This is a genomic window from Streptomyces sp. CNT372 (assembly GCF_000377145.1).
On record NZ_KB897779.1, the window covers coordinates 206,783 to 222,496 of the forward strand.

Sequence of the window (15,714 nt, forward strand, 5' to 3'; positions counted from 1 at the left end):
TCCGACTGTCCGGCCACGGCCGGGCGGCAAGACGACGCCTGACGCGCGTGCTCGCGTCACGGCGGCCCGTGCCCTCCCCGGACCCCGTCCCGGCCTCCGCCGGGAGCGGGGTCCAGGGCGTGCGGGGCCCCGGATACTGTGGCCGCCATGGCGACCAACGCGAACGCAGGCCCCGGTACCGGCTCCCGTGCCACCACTGCGGAGATCAGGGCGGAGATCGGGGTCATCGGCGGCTCCGGCTTCTACTCCTTCCTCGACAACGTGACCGAGGTCCAGGTCGAGACCCCGTACGGCTCCCCGAGCGACTCCCTCTTCCTCGGCGAGGTCGCCGGCCGGCGGGTGGCGTTCCTGCCCCGGCACGGGCGCGGCCACCACCTCCCGCCCCATCGCATCAACTACCGCGCCAATCTGTGGGCCCTCCGTTCTCTCGGTGTGCGGCAGGTCCTCGGACCCTGCGCGGTGGGCGGGCTGCGGCCCGAGTACGGCCCGGGCACCCTTCTGGTGCCGGACCAGTTCGTGGACCGGACGAAGGCACGGGCACAGAGCTACTTCGACGGCCTGCCGCTGCCGTCCGGCACCGTCCCCAACGTCGTCCATGTCTCCCCCGCCGACCCCTACTGCCCCCGGGGACGGCGAGTCGCGCTCGAAGCCGCGCGGGGACGCGACTGGGAGCCGGTGGACGGCGGCACCCTCGTCGTCGTCGAGGGCCCGCGGTTCTCGACCCGGGCCGAGTCCCGCTGGCACGCGTCCATGGGCTGGTCCGTCGTCGGCATGACCGGGCACCCCGAGGCGGTCCTCGCCCGCGAGCTGGAACTCTGCTACACCTCCCTGACTCTGGTCACCGACCTCGACGCGGGAGCGGAGGCCGGTGAGGGCGTCTCCCACGAGGAGGTGCTCAAGGTCTTCGCCTCCAACGTCGACCGGCTGCGGGACGTGCTGTTCGACGCGGTGGCGGCCCTTCCCGCGAACAAGGACCGGGACTGCCTGTGCCGGAACGCTCTCGCGGGAATGGACCCTGGTTTCGAACTTCCCTGACCCTCATCCCGGAACACACACGGGCACCCCAACTCACCCGCAGCAGCGACGGAGTTGTCCACAACCCCCGGCTTGTCCACAGGCTCGAACGCGGACCGGCGGAAACGTGGATCGTGAGCGGAGCCGGACACGGGCAACAGGCCCGGTCCCCGCTCACGACTGGTGGTGTTCCATGTCCTTCCACACCTGCGTCCCCCGCTCCTCCCGTACACCCGGCCCGGCCGGCGGCGGCCCCGAAGTCCCGGTGGGCGCCGGCCCGACGGCCGCCCCCGACGCTTCGGACACCTCGGCACGGGGCGGGCCGGCCGGGTTCCCGTGGCTGCCGGCCGACCCGCAGGCGCCGGGCCCGGTAGGCGTCCCGCCGTTCCCGCCGCTCCGTGTGCGGCGCAGCGGTCTGCGACTGCGCCGGGCGCTGCGCAGGCAGCGGGGGACGATGGCCGCCGGGCTGGCCGTCACCGCCGCGGCGCTGGCCGCGACCGCCGCGGGCCAGTCCGAGGGCCACGCCGGCCGACGGACACCGGACGCGCCGGGGACGGCGGCGCTGACCGCCGCCGCGCCCGCCCGCAAGCGGCCCGCCGACGAGGAGCTGGTGTCCGCCCCGGTCCGCATCGCCGACGCCGCCACCGTGCGGCTGCTGCGCCCCGGAGACCGGGTCGATGTGATCGCCGCCCCGGAGACCCCCTCGGAGGGCGGGCCCGCGGCCGAGATCGTGGCCGTGGACGTCCGGGTCGACGAGGTGCCGGCACCCGACGCCGCCGCTCCGGAGGCGGGCGCGCTGGTCGTGCTCTCGGTCCCCCGGGACACGGCCGCCGCCCTGGCCGGCGCGGGCACGACCTCCCGGCTGGCGGTGACACTGTGCTGACCCGCACGCACTCTCACTCTCACTCGCACAGGCACAGGCACAGGCACAGGCACACGGCGTGTCACGCACGCACTCGTACTGACGTATCGTCAGGTCACCTGTTCGCGGGTGCGGATTGGACAGGACGGCCCGGGGCTGCCGTAGGTTTCCCCCCTGTCCCCCTCCCCTACCGCACATGCGAAAAGAGGCTCATCCGTGAGCGACAGCAAGCCGAGTCTGATCGACGGCTTCAAGGCCTTCCTGATGCGTGGCAACGTGATCGACCTGGCCGTGGCCGTCGTGATCGGTGCCGCCTTCACCAACATCGTCAACGCGGTGGTGAAGGGTGTGATCAATCCGCTCGTCGGAGCATTCGGCACCAAGAATCTCGACTCCTACACCTCGTGCCTGAAGGCCCCCTGCACGATGGTCGACGGCGAGATGGACGGCATCCAGATCGCCTGGGGCTCGGTCCTCGGCGCCACCCTGCAGTTCCTGATCACGGCCGCCGTCGTGTACTTCCTGATGGTCCTGCCGATGGCCAAGTACCTGGCCCGCCGCGAAGCACAGCGGGCGGCGAAGGAGGGCGCGCAGGAGATGGTCGAGGTCAGCGAACTGGAGGTACTCAAGGAGATCCGCGACCATCTGGTCGCCCAGCGCTCCGGCAGCGACAGCGTCACGCCGAGCACGCCCGGCCCCTCGGCACCCCGGAACGGGGACTGACCTCCCACCGCAGGAATGGGACGCGAGGCCGCCGCCCGGTCCTCGCCAACGCGGGCCCGGCCGGCAGCGGGGTCTCAGAAGTGGTGGGGCGGCTTCTCGTCGAGAAAGCGTGCCAGGTCGGTGGCGCTGTCGCCGCCATGAGGCCGCTCACCCCACCCACGGTCCGTATCGTCCGCGGACTGCTGGTCCAGCGGATCGTCGAAGATCAGAGCCGGCTTCGGATGCGGCCGGCCGGGCGTCTTCGCATCTCGCGGTCCGGGGGCGGGGGCGGTGCTCATCCCTCCAGGGTACGGCCGGCCCGCCGCCCGCCGACCCGCCCCGGCGGCACCGGTTCCGGCGCCCTCCCGAGCCCCGCGCCCCCTGCGGCCGTCTCCTGGCCGACGCGGCTGGCTCGGACAGCGGTCTGGCCGGCGCGGCCGGCCCGGTCAGCGGTCTTGGGGTCGACCCACCGGATCGCCAGGGCCACCAGGAAGGGCAGGCAGAGAGATCCTGCTCCCCACCAAGCGGCCGCGGTCTCTCCCTGCATCCAGCTGGTGACGACCACGGTCAGCGCCCACAATCGGCCGACGACCACCGTGCACGCCGGCACGATCCACTCGGTGAGCCGGGAGGACCGCTCGGGCTCCTGGCCGGTGCCCGCACCGGGTCCCGGCGCGGGCAGGGCAGTATGCGGGTCGCCGTAGCCGCTCGTGGGGCGGACCTGAGGGTAGCGCTCGCGCCCCGGGCCTGTTCAGCCGCGGATCGGCGCTCCGGGCCGGTGGGCGCAGGGGCGCCCACCGGGCTCCGCTCGCCCGTGCTCCGCCCAGAGGCCGTCAACTACGGTGGCTTCATGGGCCACCACCACAGCTCCGTACCGCGGAGCACACCGAGCGGGCCGGCGGGCGGACTGACCGATGTACGGGGCCTGCGGGTCGGCCACGCGGCCGTCCCCGGCCCCGGGGCCCTCAGCGGTACGACCGTCGTCCTCGCACCGGAGGGCGGCGCGGTCGCGGCCGTCGACGTCCGGGGCGGCGGGCCGGGCACCCGGGAGACCGACGCACTCGACCCCCGCAACCTCGTCCAGCGTGTCGAGGCCGTCGTCCTCACCGGCGGCAGCGCGTACGGCCTGGATTCCGCGGCCGGGGTGATGGCCTGGCTGGAGGAGCGGCACCGGGGTGTGCGGGTGGGGCCGGACCCGGCGCAGGTGGTTCCCGTCGTCCCGGCCGCCTGCGTCTTCGACCTGGGCCGCGGCGGCGAGTGGAAGGCCCGGCCGACGGCCGCGACCGGGCGGGCGGCCGTCGCGGCGGCCGCCGTGCAGGAGGAGGGCGCACCCGTGGCGGAGGGCTCCGTCGGCGCCGGGACGGGCGCTGTCATCGGCGCGCTCAAGGGCGGGGTCGGGACGGCGAGCCGGGTGCTGGACTCCGGGATCACGGTCGCGGCGCTCGTCGTCGCCAACGCGGCCGGTTCCGCCGTGGACCCGCGCACGGGCGCGCTCTACGGCGCGCACGTCACCGAACGCGCCGCCGAACCGGCGCCGGAGGTGCACGCGGCGGCGCTGCTCCGCGTCGCCGAGGCCCGGGAGCGGCAGGGACCGCAGCCGCTGAACACGACGCTCGCCGTGGTCGCCACCGACGCGGACCTGACCCGCGCCCAGGCGCACAAACTGGCGGGCACCTCGCACGACGGCATCGCCCGCGCCGTCCGCCCGGTCCATCTGATGAACGACGGCGACACGGTGTTCGCCCTGGCCACGGGCGTACGGGCGCTGGACGCCGGCAATCCGCTCGCCCTCAACGACATCCTCGCGGCCGGCGCGGACGTGGTGACCGAGGCGATCGTCCGGGCAGTCCGCGCGGCCCGGGGAGTCGACGGGTCCGGCGGGTTGTTCCCCGCCTACCGGGACCTCTACGGCACCGGCTGACGGCCCCGGCCGCCCGGCGCGGAGACATACGGCGGACGGGAACTCCCGTCCGTGCGCCCGTCGTTTTACCTGAAGCTTGACCGCACTGTCCGCCCCAGGCGCTACGTTGAGCAATCGCAAAGTGACGTGTGGCGACGGCCTGGAGACCCTCTTGAACGATCCCATCGACCCGCACGAGACCACCGGAACCCACATCGCGCGACTCCTCGGCCGGGCGCTCAACTCCTTCGACCTGCCCGACGCCGTGGTGGAGCGCCTCGAATCGGCGCTGGCACACGCCGGTTCACTGCACTCCTCGCACCACTCCTCGGGGTTCCACCGGTCGCTGTACCGCCATGCCTACCTGCTGAGCGACGGCAGTCCGCTCGTCCTGTGGGAGCTGGTGCACAGCACCGGCCGGGAGGAGGCGGAGCAGCACGAGGTGTACGCGGAGGAGCAGGAGGCCCGGCTCGCCGCCTCCCGCCTCCCGGCCGGGTTCCCCGGACTCGGGGACGACGAGGGGCGGTTGGGCCAGGGGCCGTTCGGCGCGGGGCCGTTCGCACCGGACGCCGACGCGCCCGCCTCCGACCTCGACGCGGACCTCGATCTGCTCGCCGCGCTGATGTCCCCGCCTCCGCCGCCCCTCCCGCCGGTGTACACGATCGACGACTCCCCGGACCACGCCCGCCGGGTGCTGCGCCGCGCGGAGAACGCGGACCGTCCCGGCGAGCGCACGGCGCTGCGGCTCCGCGCCGCGTTCGCGCACCACATCACCCAGGTCTTCGGCCGGCAGTACCGGGTCGACGGCAAGGACGCCGGATTCACGCTCTACGAGCACGCGTTCCTGCTCATGGACGGCACCGAGACCAGCCTGTGGGAGGTCGAGCACACGGCCACCCCCGACGGCCGCCATATGTGCGAGGTGTACGAGGAGGAGCGAGCGGCCCGCCAGGCGATGGAACTCCGCGCCCAGGTCCGCTGACCAGGACCCGTCAAGGGCTGCGGACTCCGGCGCCCGGGGCCCGCCGCCCGGGGCACTGACGTACCGCGCGCCGGGTCCCGCGGCCCTGTCGGGGCCCGGGACCCGGCGCGCGGCGGCCGGGAGGCGGAGGGTCAGCGGGTGAGCGCGGGCTCCGGTTCGCCCGCTCCCCCGGTGGCATGACCGGGGGCGTGACCGGCGGGCGACGCGTCGGCCGCCGTCCCCGGCCCCTCGCCGGGACCGTCCCCGTCCGCGACCGCCGCGGTCTCCTGGTGCTGCTTGGGCCGGGCCGGGAGCGCGAACATCAGCAGGAAGATCGCCCCGAGGACCGCCGCGACCCACCACAGCGAGTGCCGGAACGCGTCGGAGAACACCGCCCCCACGGCCCCCGCCGCGCCGGGCGAGGGGTGTGCCTCGTCGACCGTGCCGAAGAAGACCACCGAGACCAGCCCCAGTCCGAGGGCGTTGCCCATCTGGGTCGTCGTGTTGATGAGCCCGGACGCCGATCCGGCGTGCTCCCGCGGCACTTCGGACAGGACCGCGTCGGTCAGGGGCGCCACGATCAGGCCCATGCCGAGACCCATCACGACCAGCGGCAGCACCATCTGCCACGGTTCGATCGCGGTGCCGTACCGGCCGGCCTCCCAGATGTAGAGGAGCAGCCCGAGGGCCATCGTCGCCGCGCCCGCCTGGAGGACCTTGCGCCCGAAGCGCGGCACCAGGAGCTGCACCGAGAGGCCCGCCGCCACCGACACGGCCACGGAGAACGGCACCCCGGTCACGCCCGCCTTCAAGGGGCTCCAGCCCAGGCCGATCTGCATGTACAGCGTCCACACCAGGAAGAAGATGCCGAGCACGATGCCGAAGGTCAGCTGCACGGCGATACCGGCGGCGAAGCTCTTCACCCGGAACAGGGCGAGTTCGACCAGCGGGGAGCCGTCCCGGCGGGCCTTGCGGCGCTCGTACAGCACGAAGGCACCGAACACCGGCAGGCTGCCCACCATGCACAGGTGCCCCCACAGCGGCCAGTCCAGCTCCCGTCCACGGGTGAGCGGGTAGATCAGCATCAGCAGGCCGAGGGTGATCAGGGCGACGCCGACGAGGTCGAGGCGCAGCGCCTTCGCGGCGCGTGACTCGGTGATGTACGTGCGGCCCAGCAGGAAACCGGCGATGCCGACCGGCAGGTTGATCAGGAAGATCGGCCGCCATTCGAGGCCGAACAGGTTCCACTGGGTCAGCAGCGCCCCCAGCAGCGGACCGGAGACCGCGCCGAGTCCGACGACGGCTCCGAACAGGCCGAAGACCTTGCCCCGTTCGTGCGCGGGGAAGGTGACATGGACGATGGAGAGCACCTGCGGCACCATCATCGCGGCCGACGCGCCCTGGAGCAGCCGGGCCGCGACCAGGGTCTCCGCGTTCGGGGCGAACCCGCAGAGCGCGGACGCGGCGGTGAACGCGGCGATGCCGACGAGGAAGAGGCGCTTGCGGCCGTAGATGTCGCCGAGCCGGCCGCCCGTGATCAGACCCGCCGCGAAGGCGAGGGCGTATCCGGCGGTGATCCACTGGATCGCGCCGAAGGATGCCCCCAGGTCCCCTTCGATGCTGGGGATGGCGATGTTGACGATGGTGACGTCGACCAGGTCCATGAAGGCGGCCGTCATGACCACGGCGAGGGCGATCCACCGCCGCCGGTCCCCCACCGCGCCCGCACCCGGAGCCGGCCCGCTCCCCGTTGCCGGGCCCCCCTCCGTGTGCGCCAGGTGCGCGCTCGTATCCGTACCCGTCGTCGTGGCCGCGTCCTCGGCCCTGGGCTGCTGTGAACTCATGCGAGAAGTCTGTCGGCCATATAGGTCAGATCATGTCCTGTACGAGGAGCATCCTGGACCCATGACGGACACACCGGCACGGCTGCTGAATCTGCTGTCACTGCTCCAGACGCCACGCGAGTGGCCCGGGAGCGAACTGGCCGAGCGCCTGGAGGTCAGCGCGCGCACCATCCGGCGGGACATCGACCGACTGCGCGCCCTCGGCTACCCGGTCGAGGCCACGAAGGGCGCCGTCGGCGGCTACCGGCTGGTGGCCGGTGCGGCGATGCCGCCGCTGCTGCTCGACGACGAGGAGGCCGTCGCCATCGCAGTGGGGCTGCGGGCCGGCGCCGGGCACGCGATCGAGGGGGTGGAGGAGGCGTCCGTACGGGCGCTCGCCAAGCTGGAGCAGGTGCTGCCGTCCCGGCTGCGCCACCGGGTGTCGACGCTCCAGGCGGCGACGTTGCCGCTGACCCGGGGCGACGGCGCGTCGATCGACCCCCGCACCCTGACGGTGATCGCGGGCACGGTGACCGGGCACGAGCACCTGCGGTTCGCCTACCGGGCGGGCGACGGTGCGGAGAGCCGGCGGCAGGTGGAACCGTACCGGCTGGTGTCCACGGGACGGCGCTGGTACCTGGTCGCGTACGACCTCCAGCGAGACGACTGGCGGACCTTCCGGGTGGACCGGGTGACGGAGCCGTTCGCGACGGGTGCGCGGTTCACCCCCCGCGAGGCGCCGGTGGGGGACGCGGCGGAGCTGCTGAGCCACACGATGTCCCGGCCGCAGCAGGAGCACGAGCTGGACGTGGAGTTCCAGGCGCCGGCGTCGCTCGTCGCGGCGAAGCTGCCGGGAGAGCTCGGCCCGCCGGAACCGACGGGGGAGAGCAGTTGCCGGCTGCGCGGGCGCTCAGTGGACTCGGTGGAGTGGCTGGCGATGCGACTGGCCCTGGTGGACTGCGAGTTCACCGTGCACGGACCGGAGGTGCTGCGGCAGCACATGGCGGCGCTGGCCGGCCGCCTGGCCCGCTCCGCACCGCCCGGGCCCTGACGGCACGCCGACCGGGCGGGGCACCCCGGACACGCAACCGCGCCCGGCGGCCCGGTTCGGGCCGCCTCGCGGGGTTGCGTCAGGCCGCCGCGTCGAAGCCCGTGTCGCGGGCCATCTTCTTGAGTTCCAGCAGCGCGTGCTTCTCGATCTGGCGGATCCTCTCGCGGGTGAGGCCGTGCTCCTTGCCGACCTCGGTGAGGGTGCGCTCGCGGCCGTCCTCGATGCCGTACCGCATGCGGATGATGGAGGCGGTGCGGTTGTCCAGCTTGCCGATCAGGCCGTCGAGCTCCTCGCTGCGCAGCAGTGTGAGCACCGACTGCTCCGGGGACACCGCCGAGGTGTCCTCCAGCAGATCGCCGAACTGGGTCTCGCCCGCGTCGTCCACGGACATGTTGAGGCTGACGGGGTCACGGGCCCAGTCCAGGACGTCCGTCACCCGCTCCTCGGAGGAGCCCAGCTCCGCGGCGACCTCGGCTGCCTCCGGCTCGCGCCCGTGCTCGCGGTTGAACTCGCGCTGCACACGGCGGATCCGGCCGAGCTCCTCCACCAGGTGGACGGGGAGCCGGATGGTCCGGGACTGGTCGGCTATGGACCGGGTGATCGCCTGCCGGATCCACCACGTGGCGTACGTGGAGAACTTGAAGCCCTTGGCGTAGTCGAACTTCTCGACCGCGCGGACCAGGCCGGCGTTGCCCTCCTGGATCAGGTCGAGGAGGGGCAGCCCGCTGCGCGGGTACCGGCGGGCGACGGCGACGACGAGCCGGAGGTTGGAGCGGATGAAGACGTCCTTCGCGCGCTCCGCGGCCTCGGCGAGCGCCTCCAGCTCCTCCCGCGTCGCCTTGGTGTCGCTCTGCACCACCCCGTCGAGGATCTGGCGGGCGTACACCCCTGCCTCAATGGTCTGGGACAGCTCGACCTCCTTGGCGGCGTCGAGCAGGGGCGTGCGCGCGATCTCGTCGAGGTACATGCCGACCAGGTCGCGGTCGGCGATCTCCCCGCCCACGGCGCGAACGCTGCTTGCCCTGTCGGCCCCTCCGGACTCGGACTGCCGACGGGCGACGGCACGGGTTGCCATGCGAGCTCCCTTGCTGAGTAGGTCGCGACACCCTCTCGGGTGCCCTGCATCCGATGGAAACAACGACTGGAATCAGGACAGAATTCCCATGCGAGGCATCGATTTTCGCGATCATGCAGTACCCTGTCCGGCTCCCGCCCCCCGGCCGGGGCCCCACCCACCGCAGATCCGCAGGTCAGGGCGAGAGGGCCGAGGGACCCGCGCCCTGGACGGCCGCGTCCGGCCGCACCGGGCGTGAGACCACCGTCACCCTCGGGTACCGGGTTCCGCCCCGCGGACAACGCCGTCCGCGTCTGCGCTTCTGCCCCACTAGACGTCCGGTACCCCCGCGCGGTTGCTCAGGATGCCCGTTTTGTCGTCGCGACCCCGCGCGACCCCCCCAGCCGACTCGCGCGCGACCTCATCCGCCGGTTCGCGCGCGACCTCCTCAGCCGACTCGCGCGACCTCGTCAGCCGAACTGGACGGACCGCTTGGCGAGTCCCATCCAGAAGCCGTCGATCACGCTCCGCCCCTGGTCCAGCTCCCCTTCCGACGCCCCCAGGGTCACGAAGAGGGGCGCGAAGTGCTCGGTGCGCGGGTGGGCCAGGCGCCCGGCCGGCGCCTTGTTCCCGAAGTCGAGGAGGGCGTCGACGTCCGCGCCCGCCAGCGCCTCACGCCCCCAGTCGTCGAACTCGGCCGACCAGGCCGGGACCCCGTCGTGCCGCAGGGCGGCCAGGTTGTGCGTGAAGAAGCCGCTGCCGACGATCAGCACGCCCTCGTCGCGCAGCGGCGCGAGCCGCCGCCCGATCTCCAGGAGCCTGCCCGGATCGAGGGTGGGCAGGGAGATCTGAAGGACGGGGACATCCGCCTCCGGGAACATCTCGACCAGGGGGACGTACGCGCCGTGGTCGAGCCCCCGGTCGGGCACGTCCTGGACCGGCGTCCCGGCCCGGCGCAGCAGTCCGCGCACCGCGTCGGCGAGGGCGGGCGCGCCGGGCGCCTCGTAGCGGACGCGGTAGTAGCGCTCGGGGAAGCCCCAGAAGTCGTGGACGAGGGGAAGGGTTTCGGTCGCGCCGAGGGCGAGCGGGGCCTCCTCCCAGTGCGCGGAGACGACGAGGATCGCGGTGGGGCGGGGGAGTTCCGCGGACCAGGCGGCGAGTTGCCCGGGCCAGAGCGGGTCGTCGGCGAGGGGTGGGGCGCCGTGCGACAGATAGAGGGCGGGCATGCGCCCGCTCGCGGGTACGCGCTCCCCCACGGACGGGCGCTCCGGCGCGGGTACGCGCCCCCCGGCGGGCACGGCGGCGGCGTTCATGGCGGCTCGGACTCCTGTTCAACTTGAAAGTTCAAGCTTGCAGTACCGAACACCCTAGGCCAAATTAGTTCAACTTTCAATTATAGGGTCGTAGAGTGGATCCATGAACTTGGCATCCACTGGTGACAAAGGCGTCGCACCCCGATGGCTGACCGAGGACGAGCAACGTGTGTGGCGCTCGTACCTCCACGCCACCACTCTCCTGGAGGACCACCTCGACCGCCAGCTCCAGCGGGACGCGGGCATGCCGCACGTCTACTACGGCCTGCTCGTGCAGCTGGCGCAGGCACCGCGGCGCCGGATGCGGATGACCCGGCTGGCGATCGACGCGAAGATCACCCGGTCCCGGCTCTCGCACGCAGTCGCCCGGCTGGAGAAGAACGGCTGGGTGCGCCGCGAGGACTGCCCCTCCGACCGGCGCGGCCAGAACGCCGTGCTCACGGACGAGGGGTACGACGTCCTGAAGCGCACCGCGCCCGGTCATGTGGAGGCCGTGCGCCAGGCGATGTTCGACCGGCTCACCCCCGAACAGGTCCGCCAGCTCGGCGAGATCATGCAGGTCATAGCGGAGGGCCTGCAACCGCAGGACACCGGCGCCGACCTCCCCTGGCTCCGCTGAGAGCAGGGCACGGCTGAGAGCACGACGCGGGTGAGCGCAGGACGGTTGGAGCGCGACGCGGGTGAGGCAGCACGCAGGTTGGAGCACGACGCGGGTGAGCACAGGACGCGGGCGCCGACGGGCAGGCGCCGCCCGCACCCACGGCAAAGGGCCCGGCCCGGGGTGGTTCGCCCCGGGCCGGGCCCTCCGACGTGGCGCCTCTCCGCACTCGCGGCCCCGGCGCCGGGGTCAGTGCGCGACCACCGGCACCCTGACCTGGTCCTCGGCGCCTCCCCCGGCGCCCGGCCCGGCACCAGCCGGACCCATGTCCGGACGGCCCGTGCTGACGAGGGCTGCGGCGATCGCGGCAGCCGCCACGAGAATGCCCACGGCCCACCAGATCGCGGACGAGAAGCCGTGCACCATGCCCTGCAGCTCCAGCAGCCGCGGGTCCCGCGCGTCGGCCGCGTGCGAGGCGATGTACGAGGTGGTGGCGGAGGCGGCGATGGTGTTCAGCAGCGCCGTGCCGATCGCGCCGCCCACCTGCTGCGAGGTGTTGACCATCGCGGAGGCGACACCGGCGTCGGCCGGGTCCACCCCGTGTGTGGCCAGCGACATCGCGGGCATGAACGCCGTACCCATGCCGAGGCCCAGCAGCACCTGGGCGGGCAGGATCAGGCCGGCGTAGGAGCTGTTCACGTCGAGCTGGGTCAGCATCAGCATGCCGGCCGCGGCGACCAGGAAGCCGGGCGCCATCAGCAGACGCGGCGGCACGCGCGTCATCAGCCGGGTGCCGATCTGGGTCGAGCCCACGATCATGCCGACGATCATCGGCAGGAAGGCGAAGCCCGTCATGACCGGGGAGTACTCCTTCACGACCTGGAGGTAGAAGGTCAGGAAGAGGAACAGCCCGAACATCGCGATGATCGCGAGGCCCAGCGACAGGTAGACACCGCCACGGTTGCGCTCGGTCAGCACCCGCAGGGGCAGCAGCGGCGAGGACACCTTGGCCTCGGTGACGACGAAGGCCAGCAGCAGGACGGCGGAGGCGATGAACATGCCGACGGTCAGGCCGTCCGACCAGCCCGCCGACTCGGCACGGGTGAAGCCGTAGACCAGCGCGACCAGACCCAGGGTGGAGAGGACCACGCCCGGCAGGTCGAGCGGCGAGCGGTTGCGGGCGCCGGAGGGCTCACGGATCACCAGGTAGGCGCCGATCGCCGCGACGATCGCGAACGGGATGTTGACGAAGAAGGTCCAGCGCCAGTTCAGGTACTCGGTGAGGAAGCCGCCCAGGATCAGGCCGACCGCGCCACCGCCACCGGCGATGGCTCCGTAGATGCCGAACGCCTTGGCGCGCTCCTTGGCGTCGGTGAACATCACGGCCAGCAGCGACAGGGCGGCCGGGGCGAGCAGGGCGCCGAAGGCACCCTGGAGGGCGCGGGCGCCGAGCATCATGGCCTCGCCGGTAGCGGCGCCGCCGAGCGCGGACGCGGCGGCGAAGCCGAGCAGCCCGACGACGAAGGCGCGCTTGCGGCCCCAGATGTCGGCGATCCGGCCGCCGAAGAGGAGCAGTCCGCCGAAGGCGAGGGCGTAGGCGGTGATGACCCACTGCCGGTTGCCGTCGGAGATGCCGAGGTCCTGCTGGGCGGTGGGGAGCGCGATGTTCACGATCGTCGCGTCCAGCACCACCATCAGCTGGGCGAGGGCGATGAAGACCAGGGCCTTCCAGCGGTTCGGATCAGGGAGGGAGAGATCGGGCGTTTTCGGCATGGGTCGGGCCACCTAGGTGTTCGCTGAGGGCACGCGGAGCCGCGCGTGCCGGTGAGAGGTCCCGTCGCACGCACGGCGCGTGTGGCGGTGAGGTCCGCCCGGCGGGGTCGCGTCGGCGGGACGCCCCCGGGCGGGGTGAGGTCGTGGGTCACGCGGGACGGGGTTCTGCCGTCCGGTGCGCGTGCCGCGGGGTCGGGCGGCCCGGGGGCCGCGAAGCGAGGTCAGGCGGCGCGTGGGCCGCGTGCGGTCATGGAGTGCTCCGCAGGTCGTCGAAGGTCGCTGCCGAACCGGGCAGGGTGGAGCGCGCGGGCGCCTCCAGTCCGTCCAGGAAGAGCTGGAGATGGCGGTGGACGAAACGGTCCATGTTCGGGCACACGGTGCCGGGCAGGGGCCTGGTCAGCTGGGAGAGCGCGACCATCAGATCGCCCACGGCGACGTCCCCGCGCATCCGTCCGGCCGACTGGGCCCGCCGGACGAGACCCTGGACGGCCTCCTCCAGACGGTCCTTCCCGGCGAGCAGATCGGGGTGGTCGCTCTCGAAGGCGCCGGAGAGCATCGGACACAGGGCGCCGATGCGCTCGTCGGCCGCGGCGTGCACGAACCGCCGCAGCGCCGCGAACGGGTCGGCCTCCTCGGCCGTCGCCGTCCCGGCCGCCGCCGTGGTCCGCGCCATCACGGACAGCACGACCTCGCGGACGAGCACGGCGCGGTCGGGGAAGTGGCGGTAGAGCGTGGCGTTGCCGATGCCCGCGCGGCGGGCGATCTCGTCGAGCGGGACGTCCGGCCCGTTCTCGACGAACATCTCGCGCGCGGCCGACACGATCCGCTCCCTGTTGCGCAGGGCGTCGGCCCGCGGGCGCGGGGTGCGGCGCGCTTCGGTGGCGGCGGGGCTCACGGCTCCACGTCCTTCCGGTCGGTCCCGCCGGGGCGGGTGGGTTCCCCCGGGCGGGTCGGTCCCGCCTGAGCGGGCCGGCTCCACCAAAGCGGGGAGGGCTTCCCCGTTTCGCGGGGACACGAGTGCAAACGGGGAAGCAGTCCCCGCTTATTTCCCCAGGTCGATGTGACCTGCGCCACACTTCAGCGATCCAATCGCGCTGCCCGAAAGACCCCTCGATCGGCTCAGTCCGGCGCGCGCCCCCCGGACCCCCGGCACAGGCTGAGCCGCAGAGCGCAGCGAGGGTCCGGCCTGCTGCCGCGGACCCGAGGCGGACGCATGCAGCAGCCCCACCACCGGATATCCGGCGGGAGCAGCACCCGGTCGCAGCGGCCGGGGGGCAGTGCGCCGCACCCCCGTCCGCGCCGCCTCGGGGCCCTGGCCGCCATCGCCGCTCTCGCCCTGGCAGCCCTGACCACGGCGAGCGGGACACTTCCCGCCTCCACCCGCGCGACCGCCGGCCCGGACGCCGCACCGGACGCCACCGGGCTGGGCCCCTGCCGCCTGCCGGCCCCGCTGGGCGTCCAGATGTCGGTGGGACTGCCCACCCCCGAGGGCTACACGCCCTCCACCGGCGAGATCAGCGCCCTCAACCTGATGATCGACTTCCCGGACGCGGAGGGCGAGGGCTCGGCGCTCGACCGGCTCGCCGAATTCTTCCCGCAGACCTCCGAATGGTTCCGCACCAGTTCCTACGGGCGGCTCAGCTACCGGCCCCACGCCCCGGTGGGCGACTGGCTGCGCATGCCCCGCCCGTTCACCGACTACGGCATAGAGCGCGGCTCCCCCTACGAGCCCGGCTACCGGGAGCTCGTCGAGGACCTGGTCGAAGTAGCGGACCCCGAGGTCGACTTCAGCGCCTACGACCTGGTCAACGTCCTCGTCACCCCCAACGCGGGCCCCTCGGCGCTGGACACCGTGCTCTCCGTGACCTTCTCTGGCAACGGCGAGGCCCCGCACGCGGACGGGGTGCCGCTCGCCAACACCTCGTTCGTCTACAGCCGCCAGGACGACGGCTCGGGCTCGTACGAGGAGACCGGCTACCGCGTCCTCCCGCACGAGAACGGCCACGTCTTCGGCCTGCCCGACCTCTACACGGCCGAGGGCGGCGGTGCGGTCGGCCACTGGGACATCATGTCCGAGGACTGGGGGGCCAACAACGACCTGCTCGGCTGGCACAAGTGGAAGCTCGGCTGGCTGGACAACGAGCAGATACGCTGCGCCGCCGCCCCCGGCACCACCGAGTACGCGCTGACCCCCCTGGCCACCCCGGGCGGCTCCAAGATGGCCGTGGTGCCGCTCGGCGAGGACACCGGCTACGCCGTCGAGGTGCGCACCAGGGGCGGCAACGACGACGAGGTGTGCCGTCCCGGCGTGCTGGTCTACAAGGTGCGCTCCGGGGTGGACACGGGCCAGGGCCCGATCACCGTCGCGGACAGCAGGCGGGACAGCGGCGGCTGCACCCGCAGCCCCAATGTGCACGCCGAGTTGTCCGACGCCGCCTTCGTGCCGGGCGAGACCTTCACGGACGACAAGCACGGGGTGCGCATCGCGGTGGTCGGCGAGGAGAAGGGGACGTACCGGGTCCGGATCACCCGCTCCTGAGCCCGACGCCTGGTGCCCGGCGGGCCGCGTGGGGCGTTACGCGTCCGGCGTCCGGCGGGCCGCGTGGGGCGTTACGCGTCCGGCGTCCGGCGCCGGGCGTCCGACATCAGCCGTCAGGCGTCAG

At 73.2% G+C, this 15,714-nt stretch carries 14 protein-coding genes and 1 pseudogene; 8 read left to right on the plus strand and 7 right to left on the minus strand.

Translation table 11 applies throughout. From position 1 onward, the window contains the following. Window positions 1–147: 147 nt before the first annotated feature. The 3 genes from C593_RS0108840 (at window position 148) to mscL (ending at window position 2,599) form a co-directional block, all read left to right on the plus strand. A complete protein-coding gene (locus C593_RS0108840) occupies window positions 148–1,035 on the plus strand; it encodes an S-methyl-5'-thioadenosine phosphorylase (RefSeq protein ID WP_018846941.1) in 888 nt (295 codons plus the stop codon). A 172-nt stretch (window positions 1,036–1,207) separates the two neighbouring features. Beyond that, the gene (locus C593_RS0108845; RefSeq protein WP_018846942.1) at window positions 1,208–1,897 is read left to right on the plus strand and encodes a hypothetical protein; all 690 of its coding nucleotides are present in this window, start codon (window positions 1,208–1,210) and stop codon (window positions 1,895–1,897) included. A 195-nt stretch (window positions 1,898–2,092) separates the two neighbouring features. Then, window positions 2,093–2,599, plus strand: a complete 507-nt coding sequence (gene mscL, locus C593_RS29140; RefSeq protein ID WP_018846943.1) for a large conductance mechanosensitive channel protein MscL — start codon at window positions 2,093–2,095, stop codon at window positions 2,597–2,599. A gap of 74 nt (window positions 2,600–2,673) precedes the next feature. Here the strand turns inward: mscL and C593_RS0108855 are convergent, their stop codons facing one another. Both C593_RS0108855 and C593_RS33645 read right to left on the minus strand, forming a co-directional pair. Next, window positions 2,674–2,877, minus strand: coding sequence for a hypothetical protein (locus tag C593_RS0108855; protein WP_018846944.1), 204 nt, complete (start codon window positions 2,875–2,877; stop codon window positions 2,674–2,676). A gap of 155 nt (window positions 2,878–3,032) precedes the next feature. After that, window positions 3,033–3,366: pseudogene (locus C593_RS33645) on the minus strand (hypothetical protein); the annotation flags it as partial. A gap of 62 nt (window positions 3,367–3,428) precedes the next feature. Between C593_RS33645 and C593_RS0108865 the strand changes: the two are divergent. After that, window positions 3,429–4,499: a P1 family peptidase gene (locus C593_RS0108865; RefSeq protein WP_018846946.1), complete on the plus strand. Its 1,071-nt coding sequence runs from the start codon at window positions 3,429–3,431 to the stop codon at window positions 4,497–4,499. Between the two features lie 151 nt (window positions 4,500–4,650). Beyond that, window positions 4,651–5,460: a DUF6227 family protein gene (locus C593_RS0108870; protein ID WP_018846947.1), complete on the plus strand. Its 810-nt coding sequence runs from the start codon at window positions 4,651–4,653 to the stop codon at window positions 5,458–5,460. A 131-nt stretch (window positions 5,461–5,591) separates the two neighbouring features. On the opposite strand, the gene C593_RS0108875 is transcribed toward C593_RS0108870, so the two are convergent. After that, a complete protein-coding gene (locus C593_RS0108875) occupies window positions 5,592–7,283 on the minus strand; it encodes an MFS transporter (RefSeq protein ID WP_486591092.1) in 1,692 nt (563 codons plus the stop codon). Window positions 7,284–7,344: 61 nt separating this feature from the next. Between C593_RS0108875 and C593_RS0108880 the strand changes: the two genes are divergently transcribed. Next, complete coding sequence (locus C593_RS0108880) at window positions 7,345–8,313, plus strand: helix-turn-helix transcriptional regulator (protein ID WP_018846949.1); 969 nt, start codon at window positions 7,345–7,347, stop codon at window positions 8,311–8,313. Between the two features lie 79 nt (window positions 8,314–8,392). On the opposite strand, the gene C593_RS0108885 is transcribed toward C593_RS0108880, so the two are convergent. Both C593_RS0108885 and C593_RS0108890 read right to left on the minus strand, forming a co-directional pair. Further along, window positions 8,393–9,388, minus strand: a complete 996-nt coding sequence (locus C593_RS0108885; RefSeq protein WP_026277501.1) for a sigma-70 family RNA polymerase sigma factor — start codon at window positions 9,386–9,388, stop codon at window positions 8,393–8,395. A 449-nt stretch (window positions 9,389–9,837) separates the two neighbouring features. Beyond that, on the minus strand, window positions 9,838–10,593 hold the full coding sequence (locus C593_RS0108890) for a DODA-type extradiol aromatic ring-opening family dioxygenase (protein ID WP_037745269.1): 756 nt from the start codon (window positions 10,591–10,593) through the stop codon (window positions 9,838–9,840). Window positions 10,594–10,783: 190 nt separating this feature from the next. On the opposite strand from C593_RS0108890, the gene C593_RS0108895 reads away from it, so the two are divergent. After that, entirely contained in the window at window positions 10,784–11,299 is a 516-nt protein-coding gene (locus tag C593_RS0108895; RefSeq protein WP_026277503.1) for a MarR family transcriptional regulator, read from the plus strand. Window positions 11,300–11,527: 228 nt separating this feature from the next. On the opposite strand, the gene C593_RS0108900 is transcribed toward C593_RS0108895, so the two are convergent. Then, entirely contained in the window at window positions 11,528–13,051 is a 1,524-nt protein-coding gene (locus C593_RS0108900; protein WP_018846953.1) for an MFS transporter, read from the minus strand. Between the two features lie 247 nt (window positions 13,052–13,298). Beyond that, window positions 13,299–13,946, minus strand: a complete 648-nt coding sequence (locus C593_RS0108905) for a TetR/AcrR family transcriptional regulator (protein WP_018846954.1) — start codon at window positions 13,944–13,946, stop codon at window positions 13,299–13,301. A 318-nt stretch (window positions 13,947–14,264) separates the two neighbouring features. On the opposite strand from C593_RS0108905, the gene C593_RS0108910 reads away from it, so the two are divergent. After that, window positions 14,265–15,590 carry a M6 family metalloprotease domain-containing protein gene (locus C593_RS0108910; protein ID WP_018846955.1) on the plus strand — a complete coding sequence of 442 codons (1,326 nt, stop codon included), beginning with the start codon at window positions 14,265–14,267 and terminating at the stop codon, window positions 15,588–15,590. The last annotated feature ends 124 nt before the right edge of the window (window positions 15,591–15,714 follow it).